This window comes from Flagellimonas allohymeniacidonis (assembly GCF_004296335.1).
In the GTDB taxonomy this organism is placed as follows: domain Bacteria; phylum Bacteroidota; class Bacteroidia; order Flavobacteriales; family Flavobacteriaceae; genus Flagellimonas; species Flagellimonas allohymeniacidonis.
In genome coordinates, this window is record NZ_SGIU01000002.1 from 1,330,114 (window position 1) to 1,354,875 (window position 24,762).

General features: G+C 41.4%; 24 protein-coding genes. 15 read left to right on the forward strand and 9 right to left on the reverse strand.

The genetic code is table 11. The annotated features are described in order from the left end of the window. Positions 1-130 precede the first annotated feature (130 nt). The 3 genes from EW142_RS14495 (at position 131) to EW142_RS14505 (ending at position 4,923) form a co-directional block, all read left to right on the forward strand. Positions 131-2,893, forward strand: a complete 2,763-nt coding sequence (locus EW142_RS14495) for a TonB-dependent receptor (protein WP_130615050.1) — start codon at positions 131-133, stop codon at positions 2,891-2,893. A gap of 164 nt (positions 2,894-3,057) precedes the next feature. Next, positions 3,058-4,566: a F0F1 ATP synthase subunit beta gene (gene atpD / locus EW142_RS14500; RefSeq protein WP_130615052.1), complete on the forward strand. Its 1,509-nt coding sequence runs from the start codon at positions 3,058-3,060 to the stop codon at positions 4,564-4,566. 78 nt (positions 4,567-4,644) lie between these two features. Beyond that, positions 4,645-4,923 carry a F0F1 ATP synthase subunit delta/epsilon gene (locus EW142_RS14505; protein WP_130615054.1) on the forward strand — a complete coding sequence of 93 codons (279 nt, stop codon included), beginning with the start codon at positions 4,645-4,647 and terminating at the stop codon, positions 4,921-4,923. A 65-nt stretch (positions 4,924-4,988) separates the two neighbouring features. On the opposite strand, the gene EW142_RS14510 is transcribed toward EW142_RS14505, so the two are convergent. Further along, the gene (locus tag EW142_RS14510; RefSeq protein ID WP_130615056.1) at positions 4,989-6,350 is read right to left on the reverse strand and encodes a S1C family serine protease; all 1,362 of its coding nucleotides are present in this window, start codon (positions 6,348-6,350) and stop codon (positions 4,989-4,991) included. A gap of 158 nt (positions 6,351-6,508) precedes the next feature. On the opposite strand from EW142_RS14510, the gene EW142_RS14515 reads away from it, so the two are divergent. From EW142_RS14515 to bioD, 3 genes are read left to right on the forward strand one after another with little or no spacing between them, the layout of a single operon-like run. Further along, the gene (locus tag EW142_RS14515) at positions 6,509-7,672 is read left to right on the forward strand and encodes an aminotransferase class I/II-fold pyridoxal phosphate-dependent enzyme (protein WP_130615058.1); all 1,164 of its coding nucleotides are present in this window, start codon (positions 6,509-6,511) and stop codon (positions 7,670-7,672) included. Then, positions 7,669-8,055, forward strand: coding sequence for a putative signal transducing protein (locus EW142_RS14520; protein ID WP_130615060.1), 387 nt, complete (start codon positions 7,669-7,671; stop codon positions 8,053-8,055). The genes EW142_RS14515 and EW142_RS14520 overlap by 4 nt, the downstream gene beginning before the upstream one ends. Further along, positions 8,052-8,666: a dethiobiotin synthase gene (gene bioD, locus EW142_RS14525; protein WP_130615062.1), complete on the forward strand. Its 615-nt coding sequence runs from the start codon at positions 8,052-8,054 to the stop codon at positions 8,664-8,666. Before EW142_RS14520 ends, bioD begins: the two co-directional genes overlap by 4 nt. Here the strand turns inward: bioD and EW142_RS14530 are convergent. Beyond that, positions 8,658-10,142 carry an ArnT family glycosyltransferase gene (locus EW142_RS14530; protein WP_130615064.1) on the reverse strand — a complete coding sequence of 495 codons (1,485 nt, stop codon included), beginning with the start codon at positions 10,140-10,142 and terminating at the stop codon, positions 8,658-8,660. The genes bioD and EW142_RS14530 overlap by 9 nt on opposite strands. A gap of 60 nt (positions 10,143-10,202) precedes the next feature. Between EW142_RS14530 and bioA the strand changes: the two genes are divergently transcribed. The 4 genes from bioA (at position 10,203) to EW142_RS14550 (ending at position 14,783) form a co-directional block, all read left to right on the forward strand. Next, positions 10,203-11,489, forward strand: a complete 1,287-nt coding sequence (bioA, locus tag EW142_RS14535; protein ID WP_240740224.1) for an adenosylmethionine--8-amino-7-oxononanoate transaminase — start codon at positions 10,203-10,205, stop codon at positions 11,487-11,489. A 1-nt stretch (position 11,490) separates the two neighbouring features. Next, entirely contained in the window at positions 11,491-12,654 is a 1,164-nt protein-coding gene (locus tag EW142_RS14540) for a beta-ketoacyl synthase N-terminal-like domain-containing protein (protein ID WP_417935789.1), read from the forward strand. 90 nt (positions 12,655-12,744) lie between these two features. Beyond that, entirely contained in the window at positions 12,745-13,845 is a 1,101-nt protein-coding gene (gene bioB, locus EW142_RS14545; RefSeq protein ID WP_130615066.1) for a biotin synthase BioB, read from the forward strand. A gap of 59 nt (positions 13,846-13,904) precedes the next feature. After that, on the forward strand, positions 13,905-14,783 hold the full coding sequence (locus EW142_RS14550) for a cupin-like domain-containing protein (protein WP_130615068.1): 879 nt from the start codon (positions 13,905-13,907) through the stop codon (positions 14,781-14,783). Here the strand turns inward: EW142_RS14550 and EW142_RS14555 are convergent. From EW142_RS14555 to EW142_RS14570, 4 genes are all read right to left on the reverse strand, one after another. Continuing rightward, positions 14,780-15,250, reverse strand: coding sequence for a regulatory protein RecX (locus EW142_RS14555; protein WP_130615070.1), 471 nt, complete (start codon positions 15,248-15,250; stop codon positions 14,780-14,782). The genes EW142_RS14550 and EW142_RS14555 overlap by 4 nt on opposite strands. Beyond that, positions 15,250-16,035 (reverse strand): DUF3667 domain-containing protein, encoded by a 786-nt coding sequence (locus tag EW142_RS14560; protein WP_130615071.1) that lies wholly within the window; start codon positions 16,033-16,035, stop codon positions 15,250-15,252. Before EW142_RS14560 ends, EW142_RS14555 begins: the two co-directional genes overlap by 1 nt. Before the next feature lie 89 nt (positions 16,036-16,124). Beyond that, on the reverse strand, positions 16,125-17,672 hold the full coding sequence (locus tag EW142_RS14565; RefSeq protein WP_130615073.1) for an Rne/Rng family ribonuclease: 1,548 nt from the start codon (positions 17,670-17,672) through the stop codon (positions 16,125-16,127). A 272-nt stretch (positions 17,673-17,944) separates the two neighbouring features. After that, positions 17,945-18,235 carry an HU family DNA-binding protein gene (locus EW142_RS14570; protein ID WP_130615075.1) on the reverse strand — a complete coding sequence of 97 codons (291 nt, stop codon included), beginning with the start codon at positions 18,233-18,235 and terminating at the stop codon, positions 17,945-17,947. A gap of 121 nt (positions 18,236-18,356) precedes the next feature. Between EW142_RS14570 and mutY the strand changes: the two genes are divergently transcribed. From mutY to gldD, 4 genes are read left to right on the forward strand one after another with little or no spacing between them, the layout of a single operon-like run. Beyond that, a complete protein-coding gene (gene mutY, locus EW142_RS14575; RefSeq protein ID WP_130615077.1) occupies positions 18,357-19,394 on the forward strand; it encodes an A/G-specific adenine glycosylase in 1,038 nt (345 codons plus the stop codon). Between the two features lie 23 nt (positions 19,395-19,417). Further along, positions 19,418-19,873 carry a single-stranded DNA-binding protein gene (locus tag EW142_RS14580; protein WP_130615079.1) on the forward strand — a complete coding sequence of 152 codons (456 nt, stop codon included), beginning with the start codon at positions 19,418-19,420 and terminating at the stop codon, positions 19,871-19,873. A 23-nt stretch (positions 19,874-19,896) separates the two neighbouring features. Then, a complete protein-coding gene (locus tag EW142_RS14585; protein WP_130615081.1) occupies positions 19,897-21,225 on the forward strand; it encodes a gliding motility-associated protein GldE in 1,329 nt (442 codons plus the stop codon). Further along, on the forward strand, positions 21,215-21,772 hold the full coding sequence (gene gldD / locus EW142_RS14590; RefSeq protein WP_130615083.1) for a gliding motility lipoprotein GldD: 558 nt from the start codon (positions 21,215-21,217) through the stop codon (positions 21,770-21,772). Before EW142_RS14585 ends, gldD begins: the two co-directional genes overlap by 11 nt. Before the next feature lie 2 nt (positions 21,773-21,774). On the opposite strand, the gene EW142_RS14595 is transcribed toward gldD, so the two are convergent. The 3 genes from EW142_RS14595 to EW142_RS14605 form a co-directional block, all read right to left on the reverse strand. Further along, on the reverse strand, positions 21,775-22,203 hold the full coding sequence (locus EW142_RS14595) for a hypothetical protein (RefSeq protein ID WP_130615085.1): 429 nt from the start codon (positions 22,201-22,203) through the stop codon (positions 21,775-21,777). A gap of 62 nt (positions 22,204-22,265) precedes the next feature. Then, on the reverse strand, positions 22,266-23,285 hold the full coding sequence (locus EW142_RS14600; protein ID WP_130615087.1) for a transporter family protein: 1,020 nt from the start codon (positions 23,283-23,285) through the stop codon (positions 22,266-22,268). Positions 23,286-23,387: 102 nt separating this feature from the next. Continuing rightward, on the reverse strand, positions 23,388-23,762 hold the full coding sequence (locus tag EW142_RS14605) for a hypothetical protein (protein WP_240740226.1): 375 nt from the start codon (positions 23,760-23,762) through the stop codon (positions 23,388-23,390). An 86-nt stretch (positions 23,763-23,848) separates the two neighbouring features. On the opposite strand from EW142_RS14605, the gene EW142_RS14610 reads away from it, so the two are divergent. Then, a complete protein-coding gene (locus EW142_RS14610; protein ID WP_130615089.1) occupies positions 23,849-24,754 on the forward strand; it encodes a DMT family transporter in 906 nt (301 codons plus the stop codon). The last annotated feature ends 8 nt before the right edge of the window (positions 24,755-24,762 follow it).

A 24,762-nucleotide genomic window follows, 5' to 3' on the forward strand; every position in this document is an offset into this window, starting at 1 on the left:
TTTTTTGGCAATAAAGTATTATGCATGCATAATTTTTTTAGATTTTATGGAAATGGAATGAAAAAAAATGTATCTTCCGCTTCCAATACTTTACGTATTCTTTAACTAATTTAACTCAAATTAATACCTAATGAGAAGACTAATATTCCTTTCCCTCATGCTGTTTGGGACGGTCCTACATGCCCAAACAACAGTTTCTGGAAAAGTAGTTGACGAGAACAATGAACCGGTCATTGGCGCTAACGTTGTGCTGATTGGAAAAGCAGAAGGGACCACTACGGATTTTGATGGAAATTTCACCTTCAACACTTCAGAACAGCCCCCTTTCCAGCTTCGAGTTACAAGCGTTGGGTTTTCTGAATTTATTGCCGATGTAACCTCTAATAATCAGACCTTAACCATAACGCTATCACAAAGTTCTACGATTTTGGATGAAATTGTTATTTCCGCCTCTAGAACCCCCGAGCGTATTTTCGAGTCTCCGGTTTCCGTTGAGCGATTTGGGTTAAAGGATATTAAAAATACTTCAGCAGAATCCTTTTATGGAGGTCTCCAGAATCTTAAGGGAGTGGATATCAATACGAACAGTTTGACTTTCCAGTCCATTAATACTAGGGGCTTTGCTACGTTTGCCAATACGAGATTCCTTCAATTGGTAGATGGCATGGACAACTCGGCACCAGGTCTGAACTTTGTATTGGGTAACTTGGTGGGGATGTCAGAGCTGGAAGTTCAGAGTGTTGAAATTCTCCCGGGAGCTTCTTCGGCCTTGTATGGAGCCGGTGCTTTCAACGGAATATTGTTTATGAACAGTAAAAGCCCTTTTGATTTTCAAGGGATAAGTGCCTATGCAAAAACAGGAATCACCTCACAAGAGGCCGCTGGTGATAATCCTTATTACGATTTGGGAATTAGGGCAGCACATGCGTTTAGCGATAAATTGGCGGTCAAGGCGAATCTATCCTTTCTAAGTGGTGAGGATTGGCATGCAATAAGTGAATTGGACTTGGCCAATCCCGGTGCCGATAGAACAGACCCGAATTATAATGGTCTTAATATATATGGTGATGTGGTTTCCACACTCCTAAATTTTGACGCAGCTGCCGGATTGCCAACAGGCACTGTCGGCTCAGCAAATATTTCTCGAACAGGATATGCAGAACGTGATTTGGTAAACTATAATGCTGAAAGCGTAAAAACCGATTTTTCGGTTTATTATAGACCTTTTGCCGACGATTTTGAAATCATTTATCAAGGTCGTGTTGGACGGGGTAACACCATTTATCAAGGTGCCAATCGCTATGCCGTAAGGAACTTTAATCTTCAACAGCATAAAATAGAGTTCCGCAACGACAACTTTTTCCTGAGGGGGTATATTGTTACAGAAAACGCTGGTGATTCCTACGACACCCGGTTTACGGCCATCAATATCAACAGAAGGTGGAAGTCAGATACCCAATGGTTCACTGATTACGCTGGAACTTATATTCCTACCTTCCTTGGTGGTATCCAGCAAGGAGGCCTCTCTAGGGAAGCCGCTTCTGAGGCGGCACATGCTGCAGCACGTATTGCAGCTGACACGGGTCGGTTGTTGCCAGGAACCCCAGAATTCCAAAGCGCCTTTAATGCAGTAACGGCAGACGGTGATTTAACTACGGGCTCTCGATTTATAGATAATACTAAGTTCCGCCACGTCAATGGAAACTACAACCTAGCTCATTTGATTAATGATTGGGCTGATGTTCAGGTTGGAGGATCGTTTAGGGAGTATGAATTGAACTCTCAAGGAACGATTTTCACAGATTTGGATGGACCGATCACCTATAATGAGTATGGTGCCTATGCCCAACTTCAAAAGAAATTGTTGGACGAAAGATTAAAGTTTACCGGTTCTGTACGATATGATAAAAATGAGTTTTTCGATGGCTTTTTATCTCCAAGGGTATCCTTTGGATATACCGCTGGAGCTATGCGAAATCATAATATAAGGATATCTGCACAGCAAGGATTTAGAAATCCTACTACGCAAGACTTGTTTATTGGTCTTAATGCAGGGACTGCTATTTTGGTTGGTTCTGCTCCCAATAACTTGGATCGCGATATCAGGACATTTAACGTAAGCCAAAGCGGCCAGGACCTAATTGGACAATCCACCGTTGATATTGTTGGTCGAGCGGCTTATGAAAATGCGTACTCTTTAACTTCTGTGTTGACTGGAGCTCCAGAAGCGGTCACCACCGGAGTGGTTAAACCAGAAGAAATTACCACCTTTGAAGCGGGTTATCGAGGACAAATTGGAAAATTTACGGTTGATTTGAGCGGGTATTATAACCGTTACAAAGATTTCATAGCCAATGTGACGGTATTGGTTCCTTTTTATGGTACCGCTGGTGATAATGGGCTCTCTCTCTTGGCATTACAAAATGGGGACCGTCAGGCCTATCAGACGTATACCAATGCAGAAGTGGATATTGACTCCTGGGGTGGTACCATAGGCGTTGACACGAAAGTCTTTGGAGACTTTGATTTAGGGGTAAACTATACCTACGCAGAGTTTGATTTCGACAAGGCTAGATTTCCTGATTTTGAAACTAACTTCAATACACCGAAGCATAGGGTAAAAGCTTCCTTTGGAAACACCGAACTGTTCAAGAACTTTGGATTTAACTTCAACTATCGCTGGAGTGATTCTTTCTTTTGGGAAGCTACCTTTGAAGATGGTGATGTACCGGCCTACACTGTACTTGACGCGCAGATCAACTATACGATACCAAGTATTAAATCTGTGTTCAAAGCTGGAGGCTCCAATCTTTTGGGAGATGAGTATTTCCAGGCTGTTGGTACGGGTAATATCGGGGCAATCTATTACGTTTCCTGGACGATCAATCCGTAAGGCAATCGTGAAAAAAATCTTGTGGGGCGCTGAATTTTTCAGCGCCTTTTTTGTTCTTAAAAAAAGGCAGTTTTTCGTTTCTCTTTAAAGAAGTAATAACATATCTTTGCAGCCGGAAAAAAACAGATGTTTTCCATCGTATTCAATTAAAAATTAACACAGTAATGTCTAAAGTTACAGGAAAGGTTGCCCAGATTATAGGCCCGGTGATTGACGTAGTGTTCGAATCCGGAACAGAGATACCAAAGATTTACGATTCCCTCGAAATTGACAAAGAGGATGGCTCCAAATTGGTTTTGGAAGTACAATCCCACATCGGGGAAAATACAGTAAGGACCATCTCAATGGATTCAACAGATGGATTGAGCAGAGGCATTGAGGCACATGCTACCGGAAGTTCCATTCAAATGCCAATCGGTGAAGAGGTTTATGGACGACTTTTTAATGTAATTGGAGATGCTATTGACGGGATGGAAAACCTTCCCAAAGAAGGAGACAACGGTCTTCCTATCCACAGAGAGGCTCCTAAATTCGAAGATCTTTCTACATCTACTGAGGTTCTTTTTACGGGAATCAAGGTTATTGACTTAATTGAACCTTATGCCAAAGGTGGTAAGATTGGATTGTTTGGAGGAGCTGGTGTGGGAAAAACGGTTTTGATTCAGGAATTGATCAATAACATCGCAAAAGGTCACGGTGGTCTATCCGTATTTGCTGGTGTGGGTGAAAGAACCCGTGAAGGAAATGACTTGCTGCGTGAGATGTTGGAATCTGGAATTATCAAATATGGAGACGACTTCTTGCACTCCATGGAAGAAGGGGGCTGGGACTTGACCAAAGTGGACAAGAAAGCCATGAAAGAATCCAAAGCAACGTTTGTATTTGGTCAGATGAACGAACCTCCTGGAGCTCGTGCGCGTGTGGCGCTTTCAGGATTGACCATTGCCGAGTACTTCCGTGATGGCGCTGGTGATGGCCAAGGAAAAGACGTACTGTTCTTCGTTGACAATATATTCCGATTTACACAAGCAGGATCTGAGGTATCTGCACTTTTAGGAAGGATGCCTTCCGCTGTGGGTTACCAACCTACTTTGGCAACAGAGATGGGAGCCATGCAGGAAAGGATTACCTCTACAAAAAGAGGCTCCATTACGTCGGTTCAAGCGGTATACGTACCCGCGGATGACTTAACTGACCCTGCTCCAGCAACAACTTTTGCCCACTTGGATGCTACAACCGTATTATCTCGTAAAATTGCTGAGTTGGGGATTTATCCAGCGGTTGACCCATTGGATTCTACCTCAAGGATTCTAACTCCAGAAATTCTGGGGAAAGAGCATTACGGATGTGCGCAGCGTGTAAAAGAGTTATTACAGCGTTACAAAGAACTTCAAGATATTATTGCGATTCTGGGAATGGAAGAATTGTCTGAAGAAGATAAATTAGCGGTAGGTAGAGCGAGAAGGGTACAGCGTTTCCTTTCTCAACCTTTCCATGTTGCAGAGCAGTTTACTGGTATTCCCGGTGTGTTGGTTGACATTAAGGATACCATCAAAGGCTTCAACATGATTATGGATGGAGAATTGGACCACCTTCCGGAATCCGCATTCAACCTGAAAGGTACCATTGAGGATGCCATTGAGGCAGGAGAGAAAATGTTGGCGGAAGCTTAATAAGTCTTGAGTAACCAGTGCTCTTGTCTCTGATGGACTTGATACAGGTTACCCAATACTTCATACTATACTGAAATTATGTATTTAGAAATTGTATCTCCAGAAGCAACACTTTTTGCTGGTGAAGTAACTTCAGTTACCGTGCCTGGTGTGAACGGGGAATTCCAAATGCTCGAAAATCACGCACCCATAGTTTCACTTCTCCAAGAGGGTGATGTTAAAGTGCAAGGTGACCTAGAAATCCATGAGGATTTTCAAAGTAAATTTACCAAGGGAGCAAATGGAGAGACCGTTCTATCCATAATAAGCGGTACCGTAGAGATGAACGATAACAAGGTGATTGTTTTGGCGGATTAAGGTATTGAATTGAAAAATAAAAAGGCCCCCAACAAAAGTTGGGGGCCTTTTTATGCCATGCTTTCCTATTTATAGCTAATGGTCACCGTATTTGAAGCTATTTTTTTGAGTTCCTTGGAATAGGCCGTAAATCTATAGGTTCCTTTTTCGGTAAAAGTAAACGAAAAGTAGGTGTTATCACCAGTTTTTGGAGAGGCCACGGTATAGGAGAGATCTTTATATTTTTGAAATTTGCCGTTTTTCATTTTATCCACTAAAACTGCAATACTTGGTGTATTCAGTTTTCCAGGATAACAATCAACAAAAATCCAAACCACACCTCCATTTTTTCTTGAAATTGTAAAAGAGGTGTACTGCTTGGACTTGGGTGGAAGCAAATTGTTGTTATCCTTGGGAGATGCATTGGAAAAATAAATCCTGGCACTGCTATAATCGGTAGTAGAGGTTCCATTGGAAGATTTCGCGGCGCTACCATTGATTTCATCCAATGTTTTCATAGGCTGCTTTTTTCCAGTCACCGTATTAATACTAAAGGCTCTTTTTGGAGTTCTTAAACCTTTTGCTCTTAGCTTTTCCAAAGCTTTTGCATCACTGGCCGCTATATAGTACATTCCATTTACGCCTCCTACCAAGCCTATGCCCGTAGCCACACCTTTTGAAGTTGCTATGCCGATGGCTTTGTTTTCTTCGTTAAAAACAGGACCTCCACTATTTCCTGGATGTATCTCGGCATCAGTTTTCATATAACCGTAGTCATTGTTGAAAACGAAATCAAAACCGCTCATAATCCCTCTACTAAGGGTGCTCATGTCTCGTAGCATTAGATCTGCGCCTCCCTTAACTTGGGCCGGATACCCATATACACAAAACTGTTCCCCTTGGGTCACCTGATCAGAATCCCCTAGTGGAACAGCGGTAAACCTAAAACCACTAGTGTTGCCCTGTTCATCACTTATAATCCGCAATAAGGCACCGTCGAAGGCACCCATCCCGATGGAAACCACCTCGGCATTATATAATTTGTAATCATTTTCATTAGTTCCTGTAAATACCTGTACGATAGGAATGGGATAACCTGTTCTATAGGCCTTGATGAAGTTTTTGTTTTCTATCAATTCTTCTGAATATGGCGCAAAACCTGCCTTTTTCTTTCCTGCCGTATCATAGTAGTCGTAATCTACGTAACCAGTAACACAGGATTCCACCACATGACGGTTTGTGAAAATATACCCGTCTTCGGTCACAAAAAAACCAGACCCCCTACTTAAATAACCAAGCCCCGGTTTTTTTTCCTCCAATTCGGGATCGAACAATATGATTTTCACTATACCATCACTGTAGTTGGCGGCAATGAATTTAGTGTTGAGTTGAGTGTAGGAATTGAGGGCATAAACGACGGTCAGAAGGAAGGTTAAAAAGAATCTCATCAAGGTTTATATTATTGATTCATAACTACTTCCTAATTTAATGATTTTAAGTAAAAAATTGGAATATTTGAGATAGGAAGATTTTGACAGCACTTTTGCAACCTGAATTACCCTCCTTTGAAGTATTATTTCTAAAGCAAAGGAACTACATTTGAAGCATGTCTAGCTTACCCAAAAATCTAGAGGAAAAACTCCAAAAGAGAGAACGAGAAAATGCGCTTCGCACACTTCAACAGCCACAGAATTTGGTGGATTTTTCTTCGAATGATTATTTGGGGTTTTCCCGTATCATGGAAATTGAAGAGAGGGCAAAAGAATATCTTCAAAACTTTGGATTAAACCAAAACGGACCCTCAGGTTCAAGATTGCTTACTGGAAACCATCCCCTTTACCCTGAATTGGAAGCTTTGCTTTCAACCTATCATAAGGCAGAAGCAGCTTTGGTTTTCAATTCTGGATATGATGCCAACATTGGATTCTTTTCATGTGTGCCGCAACGTGGTGATCTTGTTTTTTTTGATGAGTTGGTGCATGCCAGCATCCGCGATGGGATAAAGATGGGCAATGCCAAGAGTTACAAGTTTGGCCACAACGATTTGGAGGATTTAAAAAAGAAGGTAAAACGTGCGTTGCATAATTCTTCAAAGAGCACCGAATCTGAGATATATATTGTAACAGAATCCGTGTTTTCCATGGATGGGGACACGCCCAACCTTCAACAACTCGCAGATTTTTGTGCAGACAACTCATACCATTTGACTGTAGATGAGGCCCATGCCATTGGTATTTTTGGAGAAGGAAAAGGATTGATAGGTCAACTTGGGTTGGAGAAGCATGTTTTTGCCCGAATTATCACCTTTGGAAAAGCCTTGGGCGTTCATGGGGCTGCGATTCTTGGCTCTCCCAGATTGGTGACCTACTTGGTCAACTTTGCCCGAAGCTTGATTTATACTACAGGATTGCCTCCGCATACAATCGCAATGGTTCTGTCGGCATACCGTTATTTGCAGGATGTAGGGAGCAAAAACCAAAAAGAGCTTCTGGAAAGCATTGAATTTTTCAAAAAGCAAGTTAAAGAACACAATTTTGAAGATCGGTTTATCCCCAGTGATTCTGCAATACATTGTATGGTCTATCCTGGGAATGATAAGGTAAAAGAATTATCGCGATATCTTACAGGGAAGGGATTTGATGTTAAGCCCATCTTATCTCCAACAGTAAAGCAAGGGAAAGAAAGATTGCGCTTTTGCCTGCATAAGTACAATACCCACGATGAAATTTTAGAAGTATTGACCCATATCAAAGAATATGTAACTCCATGAAACAAGAATTTCACACCTTGGGGACATTTGAATTTCCGGCAGATGTTCAGATTATCAAAGCCAAATTGGAATCAGAGGGCATCCCAGTTTTTTTAAGGGACGAGGTGACTATCACTTCTGACCCCTTGATCAGTTCAGCTATCGGTGGGGTTAAACTTCAGGTATATTCATCTGACAAGGAAAAGGCAAAAAGAATTTTTGATGAGGTGCGCAGCTATGCCACGGATAGGAATGGGAATTTGGTAGCCTGCCCTAACTGTAAGGCGACAAAATCAGAAATTTATTATTCTAGAAAAGGGATATTTTACAAACTCTTTCCATTTTTTGAAACAAGAAAGTATAGGTGTACCAACTGTAACTTCATCACTAAACCCGCAAAATGAAACTATTTGTTACTGGCATATCCACAGAGGTGGGTAAAACTGTGGCTTCCGCCATTTTGGTCGAGGCCTTGCAAGCAGACTACTGGAAACCCATTCAAGCAGGGGATTTGGAATATTCCGATAGTCACAAAGTAAGGGACATGATATCTAACAAAAAAACGGTCATTCATAAAAACTCTTATGCATTGCATACACCTATGAGTCCACATGCTGCTGCGGAAATTGATGGAATTACCATTGATTTGGATAAAATTGCTCCCCCGTACACCTCAAACCATTTGGTAATAGAAGGAGCAGGAGGTTTATTGGTTCCCCTTAATGATTCAGATACGATTTTTGATTTAATACAACCAGATTACAAAGTTATCGTTGTCTCCAGGCATTATTTGGGAAGCATCAATCACACCTTATTGACAGTAGAAAAGCTTCAAGAAAAGAATTTTGATGTAAGCATCATTTTCAGTGGTGACGAACACCCGACCACAGAAAGTATTATCCTTCAAAAAACTGGGGCCAAGTTCATTGGACGGATTAATGAGGAGGATAATTTTGATAAGAAGGTGGTGGGCAAATATGCAGAAACTTTCAGGGAAGCACTGTCGTTACTCTAGCCTTTGGTAAATCAATCCGCGGTCGATGGTATGTGCTAAGGTGTAATGCTCTTCCAAATAGCCATCGATATAGGCATTTAGTTCAACCAATTTTTTGTCAAAAATCCGTTTGCCCTTTCGTGCCACTATGGTTTTAGGTTGAATTTCTTCAAGAATGTATTGCAGCTCTTGCATGGATGTACTTCTGGGGTTATCCATATAGGGGAAAAGTACCTCACGCGTAATATTGCTGGGATGCGTGGCCGCTTTGGTAGGCGGAGAAACATTCATGACCCAATACCCAATATGATATTCCGTGAGAAAAATATTCTTGGTTTCGAGGTCGTTCTCCATAATATACCTTGGCACTTCAATGCCTTCCCCATTGTAAAATGAACCTTTTTTTATTTTGTTGGAAATGATGTTGCCATACTCCAAATAGGCCTCAATAGGAATCAAAACAAGTAACAAAATGATTATTGGCCGGTATTTGTGCTGTATCGGATGAAGTTTACCTATTGCCATTCCAATTGGAATCAAAACAAAGGGATACAACTGAATCAAATAGTGCCCATTCACCTTCCCAGCCTGAATGAACGAGACCAAGACGCCAATCACTACCGCTAGCATCATTTGTATGGCATGATTTCGAAAGTCAATCCATTTAAATTTATAAGCTCCAAGAAAGAATGCTGCGAAAACCAAGGCCACGGGCAAAGCCTTTAAGGGGGAATGAAATTTCACCTTGGAATAGGCCAAGGGAGCTTCAAAAATAGACCTCCACCATAGCTCCTGTTGGTCAGCCAAAAAATAGGGCAGGGCAGTAAGGAAAATAATCAGGAATACACCCAACCCCATAGTGATCAGTTTGCTTATGGCCGGAAAAAAGTTCTTTTTCTGGATACCTGTCCAAAGAAGAAAAAGACAAAGGGTCAGAAGGGGATAGGCCATATTCAATTTCGACATGACCGATAATCCGAAGAGAATACCTGCCAGCAAATACCTCCAAGCATTTTGTTGGCGTACTAATATGAAGAAACCTGCAACAAAAAATAAGGTGCATATATGTTCAGACATAACCCCTTGTAAGCTTCCGAATAAACTGAACAGAAATACGCAAAAAAGGGAACACCAAAAACCAACTTTTTTTGAAATGATGTTGAGCCCTATTTTATAGGTAAAAAAAGCTGTACAAACTACCAGTAAGGTTCCGAAAAAACGGATGGCCAAAAAACTTTTTCCAAAAATGGCAATGACCCCGGCAAAAAATAGAAAGGTAACCGGAGGTTTCAAGTCCCATAATTTGGTATAGGGCAGAAACCCATCTACCCAAGATTGCCCCATGATGATAAAAGTGCTTTCATCCCTATCGATATAGTCTCTAAAAAAGAAGGGGAATCGAATAAAAAACGCAACAAGAAAGAGAATCAGCAAAACGGTTTTCCAATTCAAGTTCTTGTAATCTGGGGTCAATAAGCGAACTGCGTTATCAAACAAATTGACTGGTGGTTTTTTGGCTATTAATTATGATCTTTGCAAGATAGATAAAATGAAGGTTTGAAGAATCCAAGCGTATTGGAAAAACTGACGGACAGGGATCAAAAATGTATTTGGCACCCGCTGACACAGCATAAGACCGCAAAACCACCAATTGGCATAACCAAGGCCAAAGGGGCGTTGATTTGGGATGATAAGGGCAAAGCCTACATTGATGGCATTGCCTCATGGTATACCGCAATGTATGGACATTGCAATGAGCGGATAACATCGGCCATCTCAGAACAGATGCAGCAATTGGATTTTGTAATGTTCAGTGGTTTTACACACGAACCAGCTGTGCAATTGGCCGAGGAACTCCTACCTCTACTTCCTGGCAATCAAGCGAAGCTCTTTTTCAATGACAATGGGTCCACGGCTATTGAAGCGGCCATAAAAATGTCCATACAATATCACCATAATAAGGATCAAAAAAGGGATACAATCATTGCTTTTGAAGATGGTTTTCATGGAGATACCTTTGGAGCAATGTCCGCCTCGGGAATATCATCATACAACGGCCCGTTTGAAGATTTTCTTTTAAAAGTGGTTCGGATACCGGTTCCCACAGAAGAAAATAGCGAAGAGGTGCTAAAACAACTGGAGGTGTTGATTACCACCCATGCTTGTTGTTCATTCGTCTTTGAACCCTTGGTACAGGGTGCTGCCGGCATGAAATTCCATTCGCCAACCGGCTTGGATCAATTGATTGCGAAATGTCAAGAAGCGGATATTTTGTGTATTGCCGATGAGATTATGACAGGTTTTGGAAAGACCGGTAAGAATTTCGCCTCTGACTATTTGAAAAATGATCCCGATATCATCTGTTTGAGCAAAGCCTTGACTGCTGGAATATTTCCTTTGAGTATAACAAGTTGCAACCAAAAGGTGTTCGATGCCTTCTTAAGCAATGAGGTATCCAAGGGATTTTTTCACGCCCACACCTATAGCGCCCACCCTCTAGGTTGTGCAGCTGCCTTGGCAGGATTGGAATTGCTGCAATCAATGGAAATCAAAGAGAGTCAAAAATACATTGCGCAACAGCATCAAGAGTTCGTAAACCGTGTACAGCATCATCCCAAAGTAAAAAATGCCAGAGCTATCGGTGTAATTCTAGCCGTTGACCTTGATTTGGATATGGATAGATATGGTTCGGTACGTGACAAACTATATGATTTTTTCATGGAGCGTGGCGTAAACCTTCGTCCCTTGGGAAATACTATTTATACCTTACCTCCCTATGTGATTTCGAAGGAGCAGTTGCAGCAAGTTTACGATGCCATGGAGGGCGCACTTGAGATAGTTTGATATGTTGAAAAATCCTATTTCCATTACTGCATTGTCTTCCTTTTCTTCTTTGGGATCAACCGAAGAGGAAGTCTGGAAATCCTATCAAAGAAACAATCATTTGTTTGATGAGGGTGAGGTAGGACAACAAAGTGTTTGGATGTCCCGCTTGTCGGCAGAACAACTCAATGCTATTGAGGACCTCCGAAAATCCGATGCTAAATATCGTTCCCTTGACAAATCTGTTTTGTTTGCCATGCATTCAGGAAGAAAAGTGGTGGAACAGGCAGGTTGGGATTCTACTACAGAGTTTGGCATAAACATAGGTTCTTCCCGAGGTGCTACTTCTTTATTCGAGAAGTATCACGAGGAGTTCTTGACTCAAGGAAAAGCGTCAACCTTAGCCTCACCTACAACCACTTTGGGCAACATTTCATCATGGGTAGCCCATGATTTAAAGTCAAAAGGCCCAAATATTTCCCATTCGATAACGTGTTCCACCGCTCTTCATGCGGTGTTGAACGGAGTCGCTTGGATTACCAGTGGCTTAACCGATAAGTTTTTGGTAGGAGGTAGCGAATCGCCTTTAACACCTTTTACCATTGCCCAAATGCAGGCCCTCAAGATTTATAGCAAAGAAACTGATGGTCCTCCTTGCAGGGCTTTGGATTTAAAAAAAACGCGAAATTCCATGGTATTGGGTGAAGGAGCGGCTTTGGCTTGTTTAGAAAAAGGGTCAAGACCCAATGCATTGGCCAGGATTGTGGGAATGGGTTATGCTACGGAGCCCCTGACGCACAATGTATCCATCTCTACCGATGCACAGTGTTTTCAAGATTCCATGAGAATGGCCTTGAATGGAACTTCCCCTAAGGAAGTTGACGCCATTATTTTACATGCTCCCGGGACTGTAAAGGGAGACCTATCGGAATACAGGGCTATTGAAAATGTGTTTGATGATAGCATACCTTTTCTAACGACGAACAAATGGAAAGTAGGCCACACCTTTGGTGCTTCGGGAATGCTAAGCATCGAAATGGCATTGTTAATGTTAAAACACAACAAAGGAATTGCATCGCCATTTTACACAAACCCAAGCAGGTCCGATCAATTCAATAGGATTATCGTAAATGCGGTAGGTTTTGGTGGGAACGCAGTCAGTATTCTTATTGAAAAGGCAGGTTGATCTATGAAAAGGTATTTAATCAGAATCTGACTTCTATCACACACAAATTATTTGGAATGGCTTATTTTTGGCTCTAGATTAAATAAAACTATGGAGTCTATCAGAAACAACTGGACCAAAGAGGAAATACTCGAAGTTTACAACAAACCTTTGATGGAGCTATTATATGATGCCGCAACCGTGCATCGCCAATACCATGACCCAAATACGGTCCAAGTTTCCACTCTACTTTCCATAAAAACAGGAGGATGTCCTGAAGATTGTGGCTATTGCCCGCAAGCAGCTCGCTATCATACCGATATTGAAGGCAATGATCTAATGTCAGTGCAACAGGTTAAAGCCCAAGCTTTACGTGCCAAAGCTTCTGGAAGTTCACGGGTATGTATGGGAGCCGCTTGGCGAAATGTGAAAGATGGACCTGAGTTTAATCAGGTTTTGGAAATGGTTCGGACTATCAACAAATTGGATATGGAAGTATGCTGTACGCTGGGGATGGTTACCGAAAATCAGGCAAAGCGACTTGCAGAGGCCGGACTTTACGCTTACAATCATAATCTCGATACCTCAGAAGAATATTACAAGGAGGTCATATCGACACGCGGCTATGAAGATCGTCTTGAAACCATAGAAAATGTTCGCAAGACCAACGTTACGGTATGTAGTGGCGGAATAATTGGTATGGGAGAATCCGTTGAAGATCGAGCTGGGATGTTGGTAGCCCTCTCCACTTTAAGTCCGCAGCCCGAATCTGTTCCGATAAACGCGTTAGTAGCTGTTGAAGGCACTCCCATGGAAGAAGAAAAACCCGTTGAGATTTGGGAAATGATTCGCATGGTGGCCACAACCCGTATTGTGATGCCCAAAACACAAGTGAGATTATCTGCAGGACGCACTGAAATGAACAGGGAAGGCCAAGCAATGTGTTTCTTTGCCGGGGCCAATTCCATTTTTGCAGGAGACAAATTGTTGACCACACCAAATCCAGATGTGAACGAGGATATGGAAATGTTCAAACAATTGGGGCTTCAACCCCAAAAAGCGTTTGTGAAAGCTCCCCAACCAGAAACCATAGAAGCGGCGGACTCACAATTTGAATCCCTTGGCGAAAAACCAAAGTGGACGCGCCCCGAACATACCATTGAGCGGAATGAAGCGGCCAAACAAAAATCTTCATTGGCAGCCAAAGAATAACGTTTCAAAACAATTTAAAAAGCTTTTTATAATTTAGTTGTTTCAAAATCATTGAAATTTTGGAGCTTAACCTTGAACAGATCCCTAGGGAAAAGACTCTTACCAAGAAAGAGTTTCTCCGAAAATACTTCAAACCTCAAAAACCGGTGGTCATTGAGCACTTTATTGAGGATTGGCCAGCATATAGCAAATGGAGTTTAGATTATATGAACAAGGTGGCCGGGGAAGTGGAAGTTCCTCTATATGATGATCGTCCTGTCAAACATGATGAGGGTTTCAATGAACCCCATGCTAAAATGAAGATGAAGGAGTATATTCAACTCCTAAAAAGCCAACCGACAAAATATCGAATCTTTTTGTGGAATGTTTTAAAGGAAGTTCCACAGTTACAAAAGGATTTTAAATACCCTGATTTTGGTTTGCGGTTAATGAAGGGCCTGCCCATGCTTTTTTTTGGGGGTAGTGATTCCCATACCTTCATGCACTATGATATTGACTTGGCCAATATTTTTCATTTTCACTTTGAAGGCAAGAAACAGTGTATTTTGTTTCCCCAATCTGAAACAAAGTTCCTTTACAAAATTCCACATTCGCTAATTACCAGAGAGGATATCGATTTTGCCAACCCAGATTTGGAAAAGTGGCCGGCCCTCAAAAATGCAAATGGCCATATCGCCCATTTGGAACACGGAAATGTATTATATATACCAGAGGGATATTGGCACCATATGAAATATATGACGCCAGGTTTTTCAATGAGTTTGAGGGCCATTGCCCGGAAACCCAAGAACTTTGGAAGAGCGGTGTACAATATTTTCTTTATGCGACATTTCGACAATGCCATGCGTAGATGGAAGGGTCAAAAGTGGATAGATTGGAAAAATGAAGAAGCCGTAAGGCGAACCCATCAGATGATTCTTCAAAAACAGAACCTTTAGGTCAACTCCTTTATTTTTTGGTAGACCAGATTGCTTTCCCATCCGCGGTAAAGCAGATAATCGGCCATCTTCTTTCGTTTCTTGTGGATGTTCGTTTCCTTGATTTGTAGTAACCGTTTTTTGGCAAGGTCATCCAAAGTTCGGGCATAATCATACTCGCTAATTTCCTTAAGGGCAATCTGAATATTGAATTTGGAAATATCCCGCTGTTGAAGCTCCCTAATAATTCTCAACTTTCCCCACTTTTTAATGTTGAACTTACCCCTTGCAAAACTCTGAGCAAAACGTTCCTCATTAAGATAGTTTTCTTTGATTAAGTGACCCAGTATGACGTCAATAGCCTCGGGAATCATTCGCATTCCCTTTAGCTTTTCGACCACTTCCTTATGACAGCGATCTTGGTAAGCACAGTACGATTCCAATTTTCGGGTAGCTTCGGTTAGTGAATACGCTCTTGAATAGTTCATTAGTTATGTAACTTGGATATCAGAAGAGCAATACCAACAAGCAGAGCAATGAAAACAACGATAAAAATGACAAACATAACGAGGAACAAGAACAGCTTCAAAATGGATGTTCCAGCATCGAGTTTAAACAATTTGCCAAAGCTGTAAAGGTAGAGAAAGATTGTGATGAATGTAGTAATGGAATAAATAAAGGGATGGGTCAGCAAACTAATGTAGAAGAAAATAAAAATAAAGACCAATGAGGTACCTTGGATGTACGAGTTAAAGACTAGATGTTCGGCGTAGTTATAGGTTTTGCGATAAATCAAAGAAGTAAACAAGGCATAAATTGGAATTAATATCAAAGTAACCAGATTAAAATATTTTATTATCTGCCCCTGTATTTCTTGGCTAACTTGTCCTTCTAACCCCTCTGTGTTTTTAACTTCAGGGATACCAAATGATGCTTTCAGGTTTTCGTTGATGCCCTGAAGGTCATTCATATAAGTATCCAAGAAAAAAGTAAGTGAAAACAGAACCAAAGTAGCCCCTATGATCAGGTAGGTTAAGGGGGGGACATATTTTTTTCTAACCCCTGAGGCGTATTCTTCCAGCACGACATGAGGACGCACAACAAGGGACCAAGTGGTAAAGAAGTATTTGTTGTCCCATCCAAAAAAGGTTTCGACAAAGTCGGATAATATCCGTTTTAAAGTAATTCGTTCTTGAACAACTTTTGCTCCACAATACAGACAAAAGGATGCTTTTTTGGCAATGGGTTCGTGGCAATTTAGGCAGTTGGGCATTAAATCTGGTTTGGCTAAAACTCAATGTACTAAATATAAAAATCTTGCCTAAACAAAAAAAGCGACTCCATTGCTGAAGTCGCTTTCTATTATCGTATGGTTTTACCATCCTTGTTTTTAAAACGATATTCAAGATAGGTATAGGCATCCCTGGGTTGTATTTTTACCCATTGTTTAAATTCCATATACCATTTTTGGCGTATGGAAGGAAGACCTTGTGTTAAGTAAGCAGCAATAAAAGGGTGTATGTTCAAAACAATACCTTGGTTTTTTTGATTCCCTTTCATTAGTTTTTCCAAATCTGAATGGATTTTGTCAATCAACACAATGGGTGCTTCAACTTCAGCTCCCGATTGATTTGGATCTTTCTCACTGGTCTTGATGTTCATTTCCGGACGAACACGTTGTCTTGTAATTTGAACCAGACCAAACTTACTTGGAGGTAAAATCTTGTGTTTGGCGCGATCATCCTTCATTTCTTCCCTAAGGTGATCAAACAACTTGCGTCGGTGCTCACCTTTGACCATGTCAATAAAATCTACTACGATAATACCACCCATGTCGCGAAGTCGTAATTGCCTTGCAATTTCCGAGGCCGCAAGAAGATTAACTTCTAGTGCGGTATCTTCTTGGTTTTTGGCCTTATTTGACCGGTTACCACTGTTCACGTCAATCACATGAAGTGCTTCAGTGTGTTCAATGACCAAATAAGCACCTTTGCTCATGGAAGCGGTTTTCCCAAAAGATGTTTTGATTTGGCGTTCAATACCGAACTTCTCAAAAATGGGGGCTGAACCCTTATAGAGTTTTACAATGGATTCCTTTTGAGGAGCAATCTCATGGAGATAATCCCTTATTTGGTCATACAAGGTTTCATCGTCTACATGTATACCCGTAAATGAATCATTGAAAACATCTCTCAAAATGGAAGAAGCCCGATTGAGCTCTATTAAAACTTTTGATGGATGGGGTGCCTTTTGCAATTTCTTGCTCATTGCCGACCATTTGGTCAGCAGATTCTGAAGATCTTTGTCGAGTTCTGCAACTTTTTTGCCTTCCGCAACGGTACGTATTATTACCCCAAACCCTTTTGGTTTTATACTTTTTACCAATCGTATTAGGCGGTCCTTTTCTTCTTTGCTTCCAATTTTTTGTGATACGGAAACACGGTCTGAAAATGGAACCATTACCAAGTATCGCCCCGCTATGGAAAGTTCGGAACTGATACGTGGTCCTTTTGTGGAAATGGGTTCTTTTACAATTTGTACCAACAGTGACTGATTGGCCTTGAGCACCTCATTGATGCTGCCATTTTTGTCAATATCTTTTTCAAATGGAAAATTTTTCAGGGTGTACTCTTTTAACTTCCCTGTTCTCACTTTCTTGATGAACTTAAGCATGGAGGATAATTGCGGACCAAGGTCATGGTAGTGCAGAAATGCATCTTTTTCATAACCCACATTCACAAAGGCCGCATTTAGACCGGTAACGGGTTTTCTTATCTTGGCTAGGAAGATATCCCCAACGGAAAATTTGTTGTCATCCTCATCTTTATGTAATTCAATGAGTTTTCCATCTTTTAGTAAGGCAAAATCGACTGCTTCAGGACTAGATCTAACAATTAATTCTCTATTCACCTGAATCGATTTTTATTCATTCCAAAATAGTGATTGGAATAAATGATTAAACAATATCTAGAATCGGTTTTTTTTCAAACCGATTGAAATTCTATCTTTTTGAATCTCTATGTCAAAGAACGTATGGATGAAAAATGAAAAAGTAGTCAGTTACGACTACTTCTTCTTGTGTCGGTTAGCTCTTCTGCGCTTTTTGCGCTTGTGGGTAGCTACCTTATGTCTTTTTCTTTTTTTACCACTCGGCATACAGCTCTTCCTTTAGTGTTAGTTGATTATTTTACTTGAACGTTGCTCTTTACACCCTCTACAAAGACCTTTGCAGGTTTGAAGGCAGGAATATTGTGAGCGGGAATCTTAATTGTAGTGTTCTTTGAGATATTTCTCCCTGTTTTCTCTGCCCGGGTCTTTATGATAAAGCTTCCAAAACCTCTTAGATAAACATTATCTCCATTTTCTAAGGACGATTTCACTTCTTCCATAAAAGATTCAACTGTAGCCTGAACGTCTCCTTTTTCCATTCCTAGTTTCTCTGAGATTCTAGTAACAATATCCGCTTTCGTCATTATCTATTTTATTTTCTGTTTTTTTAGGCTTGCAAATATAAAAATTAAAATTAATCTTTTCTTTAAAGCCTTTAATTTTAAGTATATAAACTGCTACTTTTATTTTCTAGTATTTTATTGAATGAGCTTTTCGCAAAAAGTTTTGCAATGGTACCAAGAGCACAAGCGTGAACTGCCATGGAGAAACACCAAAGACCCTTATAAAATTTGGCTATCCGAAGTCATTCTTCAGCAAACCCGGGTTGTTCAGGGCACACCTTACTATCACAAATTTGTAAAGGCCTTCCCCACAGTACAGGATCTGGCTAATGCCAGCGAAGAAAAGGTTTTGAAACTTTGGCAAGGCTTGGGGTACTATTCCAGGGCAAGAAATCTCCATGCCACTGCCAAAATTGTGGTCACAGAATACGAAGGTAAGTTTCCGGACACCTATGAAGGACTAAAACGCCTAAAGGGCGTTGGAGATTATACGGCAAGTGCCATTGCTTCCATTAGTTTTGGAATCCCCGAACCTGTTGTTGATGGCAATGTATATAGGGTTCTCGCGAGATATTTTGGTGTTGAGATCCCTATAAACAGCTCTCAGGGAATCAAATACTTCAAAACACTTGCCCGTGAGGTAATGGACAGGAAAAATATTCGTGACTACAATCAAGCCATTATGGAATTTGGAGCCATTCAATGCGCACCCAAAAAGCCCTACTGCCTGTTATGCCCTTTGAATGATGGATGCTCCGCACTGAAAGAAAATCGAGTGGCCGACCTTCCGGTCAAGCTGAACAAAACGAAAGTAAAACAGCGTTATTTTAATTATTTGGTTTTTTTGGACCCACAAATGAGGACGCAACTTGAACAAAGGAAGGGGAAAGGTATTTGGCAAAATCTGTATCAATTCCCTTTGGTAGAATCTGAAAAACTGATCGATGGGGAAGAACTAAGAACACAGATTCAAGCCCTAGATCTTGAGAATCAGATCAAAAGCATTTCTCTTCGCAATAAGGAACCTGTAGTACATAAGCTGTCCCACCAACATTTACACACCCGTTTTTGGATGGTGGAATTGGCAAAGGACCTCAAAGAAGGCATATCTTGGAAACAAACCATTGATTTTCCTGTTCCAGTTTTGATTGCCGACTTTATCAAGACATTCAAAATTTAGTACCTTTGACCAATTGAAAAGTTATGAGCGGAACATTAAACAAAGTGATGCTAATTGGCCATCTGGGGGATGAGGTTAAAATCCACTATTTTGAGGGAGGAAACTGTATCGCGCGCTTTCCTTTGGCCACCAATGAGACCTATACCAATAGGCAGACCGGGGAGAAGGTGACCAATACAGATTGGCACAATATTGTGGTAAGGAACAAGGCTGCCGAGATTTGCGAAAAATATTTGAGTAAGGGCGATAAGGTCTACGTAGAGGGAAGACTCAAAAACCGGCAATGGCAAGGAGAAGATGGGAACACCAGATACACCACCGAGGTGCATGTTCAGGATTTTACATTTTTGTCCACCAAAAAGGAAAGTATGGCCGGGGTACCTCCCCAGACATCTGTAGTTGCTCCGACCGAACCACAACAACCTGCCAGTACACCCTCAGTTGGCGAGGCAGAGCAGGATGATGACCTACCCTTCTAAAATTAAGAATAAGCAGCATAGATTTGGACCCCGACCCCTATAGTTTGGTTTTCTCTCTATCAGCGATAAGCGGAGTTTTCTATATAAAGGTCATGGTACTTTTGCTCCTGTTGTGCTGCTCAGCGTTAATATCTGGCGCGGAAGTAGCCTTGTTTGGCCTTTCCCAAACCGATTTGAACGAGTTGTCGGAAGATGATTCCACCAGGGGCTCCCTTATTGCAAAGCTTCTTGGGAAACCTCAAAAATTGCTGGCGACCATCTTGATTACCAACAATGCCATAAATATTGGAATTGTGCTCCTGTTCAGTTCCTTGGGGGACACCCTTTTCTCAAAAATCGACCAAAGTCTTTTTGGTGTCGTTTCCGTTCGCTTTATATTGGAGGTGGTCTTGGCAACATTTCTCATATTGATGTTTGGTGAGATACTTCCAAAAATCTACGCCAACAGAAACAAGAGACAGTTTTCTGAGATTATGGCGGCTCCTTTGAACCTCTTTACCCTTCTTTTTACGCCTTTGAGCTCACCCATGAGTTCGGCGACCCTTTATTTACAGGAAAAGTTGGGAAGACAAAAATCGAGCCTCAGTGTAGATCATTTATCCCAAGCGTTGGAATTGGCCTCTGAAGGCGATACAACCAAAGAAGAACAAAAAATCCTCGAAGGCATCGTGAGCTTTGGCAATACCGATACCAAACAGGTAATGCGGCCTCGAATTGACATTTTCGCCCTTAACGAGGAAATGAAGTTTCGTGAGGTATTGGAAGAAATCAAAAAGAATGGGTATTCCCGTATTCCTGTGTTTTCCGAAAATATGGACAATGTTTTGGGCGTTTTGTACGTGAAGGACCTACTTCCCTACCTAGATCGGAAAACCTTTAACTGGATGTCACTGATTCGCGAACCCTATTTCGTTCCAGAGAACAAAAAGCTCGATGATTTGCTGCTGGAATTTCAGGACAAGAAAAACCACCTGGCGATTGTAGTGGATGAATATGGGGGGACTTCAGGAATAGTTACCTTGGAAGACATTATCGAGGAAATCGTTGGGGATATCAGTGACGAGTTTGACGATGAGGATTTGATATTCTCCAAATTAGATGATTTCAACTATGTATTTGATGGAAAAACGGCTTTGAAGGATTTTTACCGGGTTGTCAAAATTGAGGATGAGGATGAATTTGAAAATAACAAAGGAGAATCTGAAACCATAGCTGGGTTCGTTTTGGAAATTTCCGGAAGTTTTCCCAAAAGGGGCGAGAAAGTACTTTTTAAGGACTACCGGTTCATAGTGGAAAGCTTGGATAAAAAAAGATTGAAGCAAATTAAAGTAACGTTACCCAATGAAGGCTAATATTTGCGCTGCCCTTTTGTTATTATTTGTTATCTCCGGATGTAAAGATGAGGTGATGCCCAAACCCAAGGCGATGCTGAGCTTGGAATATCCAGATGCCAAGTACCAAGAGCTGGATTCAGATTGCACATTTGTGTTCGACTTGAATCGCGCCTCCAATCTGAAAGAAAACGAAGACTGCTCCCTCGTTTTGGATTACCCCAATATGAAGGGATCAATTTATATTACCTACAAACCCGTAAATCAAAATCTGGATACCCTGCTCATTGATGCTCAAAAACTATCTTATGAGCATGTAGTAAAGGCCGACAATATCTTGGAACAACCTTTTGTCAACCCAGAGGATAAGGTGTATGGCATGTTTTACGAAGTAAGCGGCAATGCTGCTTCCCAATCGCAATTTTATGTTACCGACAGCACCTCACATTTTGTAACAGGCTCCTTGTACTTCTATGCAAAGCCCAATTACGATTCCATTTTGCCGGCAGCTATCTATCTTCAAAAAGATATTCGCCGGATTATGGAAAGCCTTCGCTGGAAAAAATAAAGCTATTCCTCCTTTTGCAGCAGGGCTTCCGCGTTTTCCAAACTTTGGTTGATTTGATCCCGTAAAGCCCTCACTTTTTCCTCTTCCTCATCAAGCCATAACTGTTTTTGCTCTGTTAGTTCCTTTCCTTCCAATATTTCTTCGGAATCGAATCGGTCACCAAAATTCATCATCCAATCCATCATGGCCGTATTGGCACCTTGAAGGTCTTTCATGGCAGCTTCATATTGCAAGCCTGTTTCAGTTGTGTCGACTTTGGCCTTAAGTTCGCCCACAAGTTTTCCCAGTTTCCCCATTTTGGGCATTACCTCATCATGTATGGCCATAACCTTTTCCATTTGGGTCGGACCTTCTGGGGTTTTCTTTTCCTGCTTACAGGAGAAGAACAAAAAAATAACTAAACTCGGAAATAATAAAAGTCTTGTTTTCATAGTATTGTTGCTAAGTGAAAAAACCCAAGGAACACATTTAAATGCTCCTTGGGAGATTAAAGTTAAAAAGAATATTGCGTTCCCAGGGTCAAGGTTTCCCTTGTTCGAAGTTGGACCCCGTTTACATCTTGGTACAGGGGCGATGCCACTTCAAAGCCAAACCTTAGATTTTTAAGGGCTCCTGAAGGGATGTACACGTTAAAACCAAGCCCTCCGTTTACAAAGGTGCCACCAGAATTGTTGGTGTCTGCCGTGATTACCATCATAGGATTTAGATTGGGGTCCTCACCTTCAATTTCCCCAACAAGCAATCCCTCCAACCGGGCTGAAAAGCTCAGCCATTCAGTTGCTTTTACGGCAAACCAATTGTTTAGGCTATACCGATTGCCGTAGCGGAACTCTCGGTCGTTTTCCCCGAACCGGAAAATGCCCCTCAGTTGAACACCCCAAGAGTTAATATTCCCCTGGCCCAGGTACGTGAGTGCCAAATTAGTGTCAAAAGTTCCACTTCCAATTTGCATAGGGTAAGGAAGCTCCACTTCATCGGGGGCGGAGGCCGGGGTTACATCGCTTTCAGTGACGCTTCCTGTGGGAATTGAAAATCCGAGCTGCCCATGCATTGTTTGTTGATTTGAATTAAAGAACCGGTAAAGCCCAGAGACTTGGATGTCGCCAAATCCATTGGCTTCTGTAATAAAGGTTCCACCCATTCGTGTAATGTGGTCCATCTCCATGGACAAATAATTGAACATGACCATAAGCGTGATGTTATCGCTTGGAGCATACATGGCACCTACCATATGCATATGCATTGGCATGCTGGTGGGTGTGACCATATACTCTTGAAGCGCATCATTAAATGAGGCATCATCGCTTCCTCTTTTTAAATCTTCCATGTTCATATACATGTACCGATAGGAGAACATCCATTCCCCTTTTCCGTGCATGTGGTCTCCCATAACAGGAATTGGAGCATGGCCATCAGGTCGTCCAGCGGACCATTTTGGTAATGTGTCAGTGGTATCTTGTGCAAATAATGCAAGGCTAGCCATTAAGAAAATGGCAGAAATATAAAGTTTCATCCGTTTTTTATTTTGTATTGAGATTGATATAACCTATCCAAAAAGATGATGAAATTGAATCATCTTTTGAACTAAGCGTTGGGTAATCTGTCTGATAGCTAATTAGCTAATCGCATTGGGCGGATGAAAACTGCCTGCGGTAAAAAGATAGGTGTAGGGATTTAAATAATCATAGTTGCGCTTGTTCTCGGGAGCACCTGCTTCCTTTGTAACAAATTCTTGAAGATCCACAAAACCAATGGGATATTCTTCCATGACAATCTTTGGAAGGTTTTGCCGCTTTTGGTCGTTTTGTTCAGTGAGCTTTTGCATCAGGTAGCACTTTCCATGGCATTCCAACTCAAGATTATCTTTGTTGATACAAAGAAACTCCGCAATGTAATCCTCATAAACAATATACTCCATCAATGGTACAACGGGCCTTGCCATCGCTACCAAATAGAGCAAAACAAAACCATATACAATGGAATTCTTCAAAGGATTGGGTTTGGAAGTACAAAAATAACCCACAAAGGGTCAAATTCTCTTAAATATCCCTCACTTTTGCACTTTAAATTCAGAAAGTGAATATCCAAAATCGAAAGTGGTCCTATCTCTTTCTGCTTTCCATTATCTGGGGAAGCTCCTATATTCTGATCAAGAAGGGCCTTGAAGGATTCAGTCCCATTCAGCTAGGGGCCATAAGAGTAGTTTTGGCCGCACTTTTCCTGTTTATTATCGGATTCAAATCACTGCGGACCATTTCTAGAACTGAATGGCCATGGGTTGCTCTTTCTGGGTTTATTGGCAGTTTTGTGCCGATGTTCCTTTTTGCTTTTGCAGAAACAGAGATTGGTAGTGGAATTGCCTCGATACTAAACTCGCTTGTCCCACTTTTCACCCTTTTTATTGGGTTGTTTGCTTTCGGAATTCACTTCTCCAAGAATCAGTTGCTGGGTGTGATTGTAGGGCTGATTGGTGCTGCTTTTTTAATTTTCTTCGGAAGCCAAATCAATCCGAACCAAAATTATTGGTATGCCAGCCTGGTGATTTTGGCCACCGTTTGCTATGCCTCCAATGCCAACATCATAAAAAGTAAATTGCAGAATGTATCTCCCATGGGTATCGCGGTGGGCAACTTTGCGGCCATTGTGGTTCCAGCACTTTTGATTTTGCCCTTCTCCGGATTCTTTTCCCAAGAAGTCACTTCGGGACCAAGATTTTGGAGTTCCTTGGGGTACGTTATCATTTTATGTATAATGGGAACTTGTGTAGCGAAGGTAATGTTCAACAAATTGGTGCAAATGTCCTCAGCTGTTTTCTCCGTTTCGGTAACCTATCTAATCCCCATTGTTGGGATTTTTTGGGGAATATTGGATGGTGAGGCCTTTAAATTACAACAGTTATTTGCCTCTGCCATCATTCTGTTGGGAGTGTACTTGGTGAATAAAAAAAAGACGCCCAAAAAGGCGTCTTTTTCTAATTCTTAATGGAAATC

Bases quoted from the DNA above. Each gene is read 5' to 3' on its own strand.
- atpD (WP_130615052.1), top strand. From the start codon at position 3,058: ATGTCTAAAGTTACAGGAAAGGTTGCCCAGATTATAGGCCCGGTGATT.
- EW142_RS14540 (WP_417935789.1), top strand. From the start codon at position 11,491: ATGTTGAAAAATCCTATTTCCATTACTGCATTGTCTTCCTTTTCTTCT.
- EW142_RS14505 (WP_130615054.1), top strand. From the start codon at position 4,645: ATGTATTTAGAAATTGTATCTCCAGAAGCAACACTTTTTGCTGGTGAA.
- bioD (WP_130615062.1), top strand. From the start codon at position 8,052: ATGAAACTATTTGTTACTGGCATATCCACAGAGGTGGGTAAAACTGTG.
- EW142_RS14520 (WP_130615060.1), top strand. From the start codon at position 7,669: ATGAAACAAGAATTTCACACCTTGGGGACATTTGAATTTCCGGCAGAT.
- EW142_RS14560 (WP_130615071.1), bottom strand. From the start codon at position 16,035: ATGCCCAACTGCCTAAATTGCCACGAACCCATTGCCAAAAAAGCATCC.
- bioB (WP_130615066.1), top strand. From the start codon at position 12,745: ATGGAGTCTATCAGAAACAACTGGACCAAAGAGGAAATACTCGAAGTT.
- mutY (WP_130615077.1), top strand. From the start codon at position 18,357: ATGAGCTTTTCGCAAAAAGTTTTGCAATGGTACCAAGAGCACAAGCGT.
- EW142_RS14580 (WP_130615079.1), top strand. From the start codon at position 19,418: ATGAGCGGAACATTAAACAAAGTGATGCTAATTGGCCATCTGGGGGAT.
- EW142_RS14570 (WP_130615075.1), bottom strand. From the start codon at position 18,235: ATGACGAAAGCGGATATTGTTACTAGAATCTCAGAGAAACTAGGAATG.
- EW142_RS14510 (WP_130615056.1), bottom strand. From the start codon at position 6,350: ATGAGATTCTTTTTAACCTTCCTTCTGACCGTCGTTTATGCCCTCAAT.
- EW142_RS14555 (WP_130615070.1), bottom strand. From the start codon at position 15,250: ATGAACTATTCAAGAGCGTATTCACTAACCGAAGCTACCCGAAAATTG.
- EW142_RS14600 (WP_130615087.1), bottom strand. From the start codon at position 23,285: ATGAAACTTTATATTTCTGCCATTTTCTTAATGGCTAGCCTTGCATTA.
- EW142_RS14515 (WP_130615058.1), top strand. From the start codon at position 6,509: ATGTCTAGCTTACCCAAAAATCTAGAGGAAAAACTCCAAAAGAGAGAA.
- EW142_RS14495 (WP_130615050.1), top strand. From the start codon at position 131: ATGAGAAGACTAATATTCCTTTCCCTCATGCTGTTTGGGACGGTCCTA.
- gldD (WP_130615083.1), top strand. From the start codon at position 21,215: ATGAAGGCTAATATTTGCGCTGCCCTTTTGTTATTATTTGTTATCTCC.
- EW142_RS14595 (WP_130615085.1), bottom strand. From the start codon at position 22,203: ATGAAAACAAGACTTTTATTATTTCCGAGTTTAGTTATTTTTTTGTTC.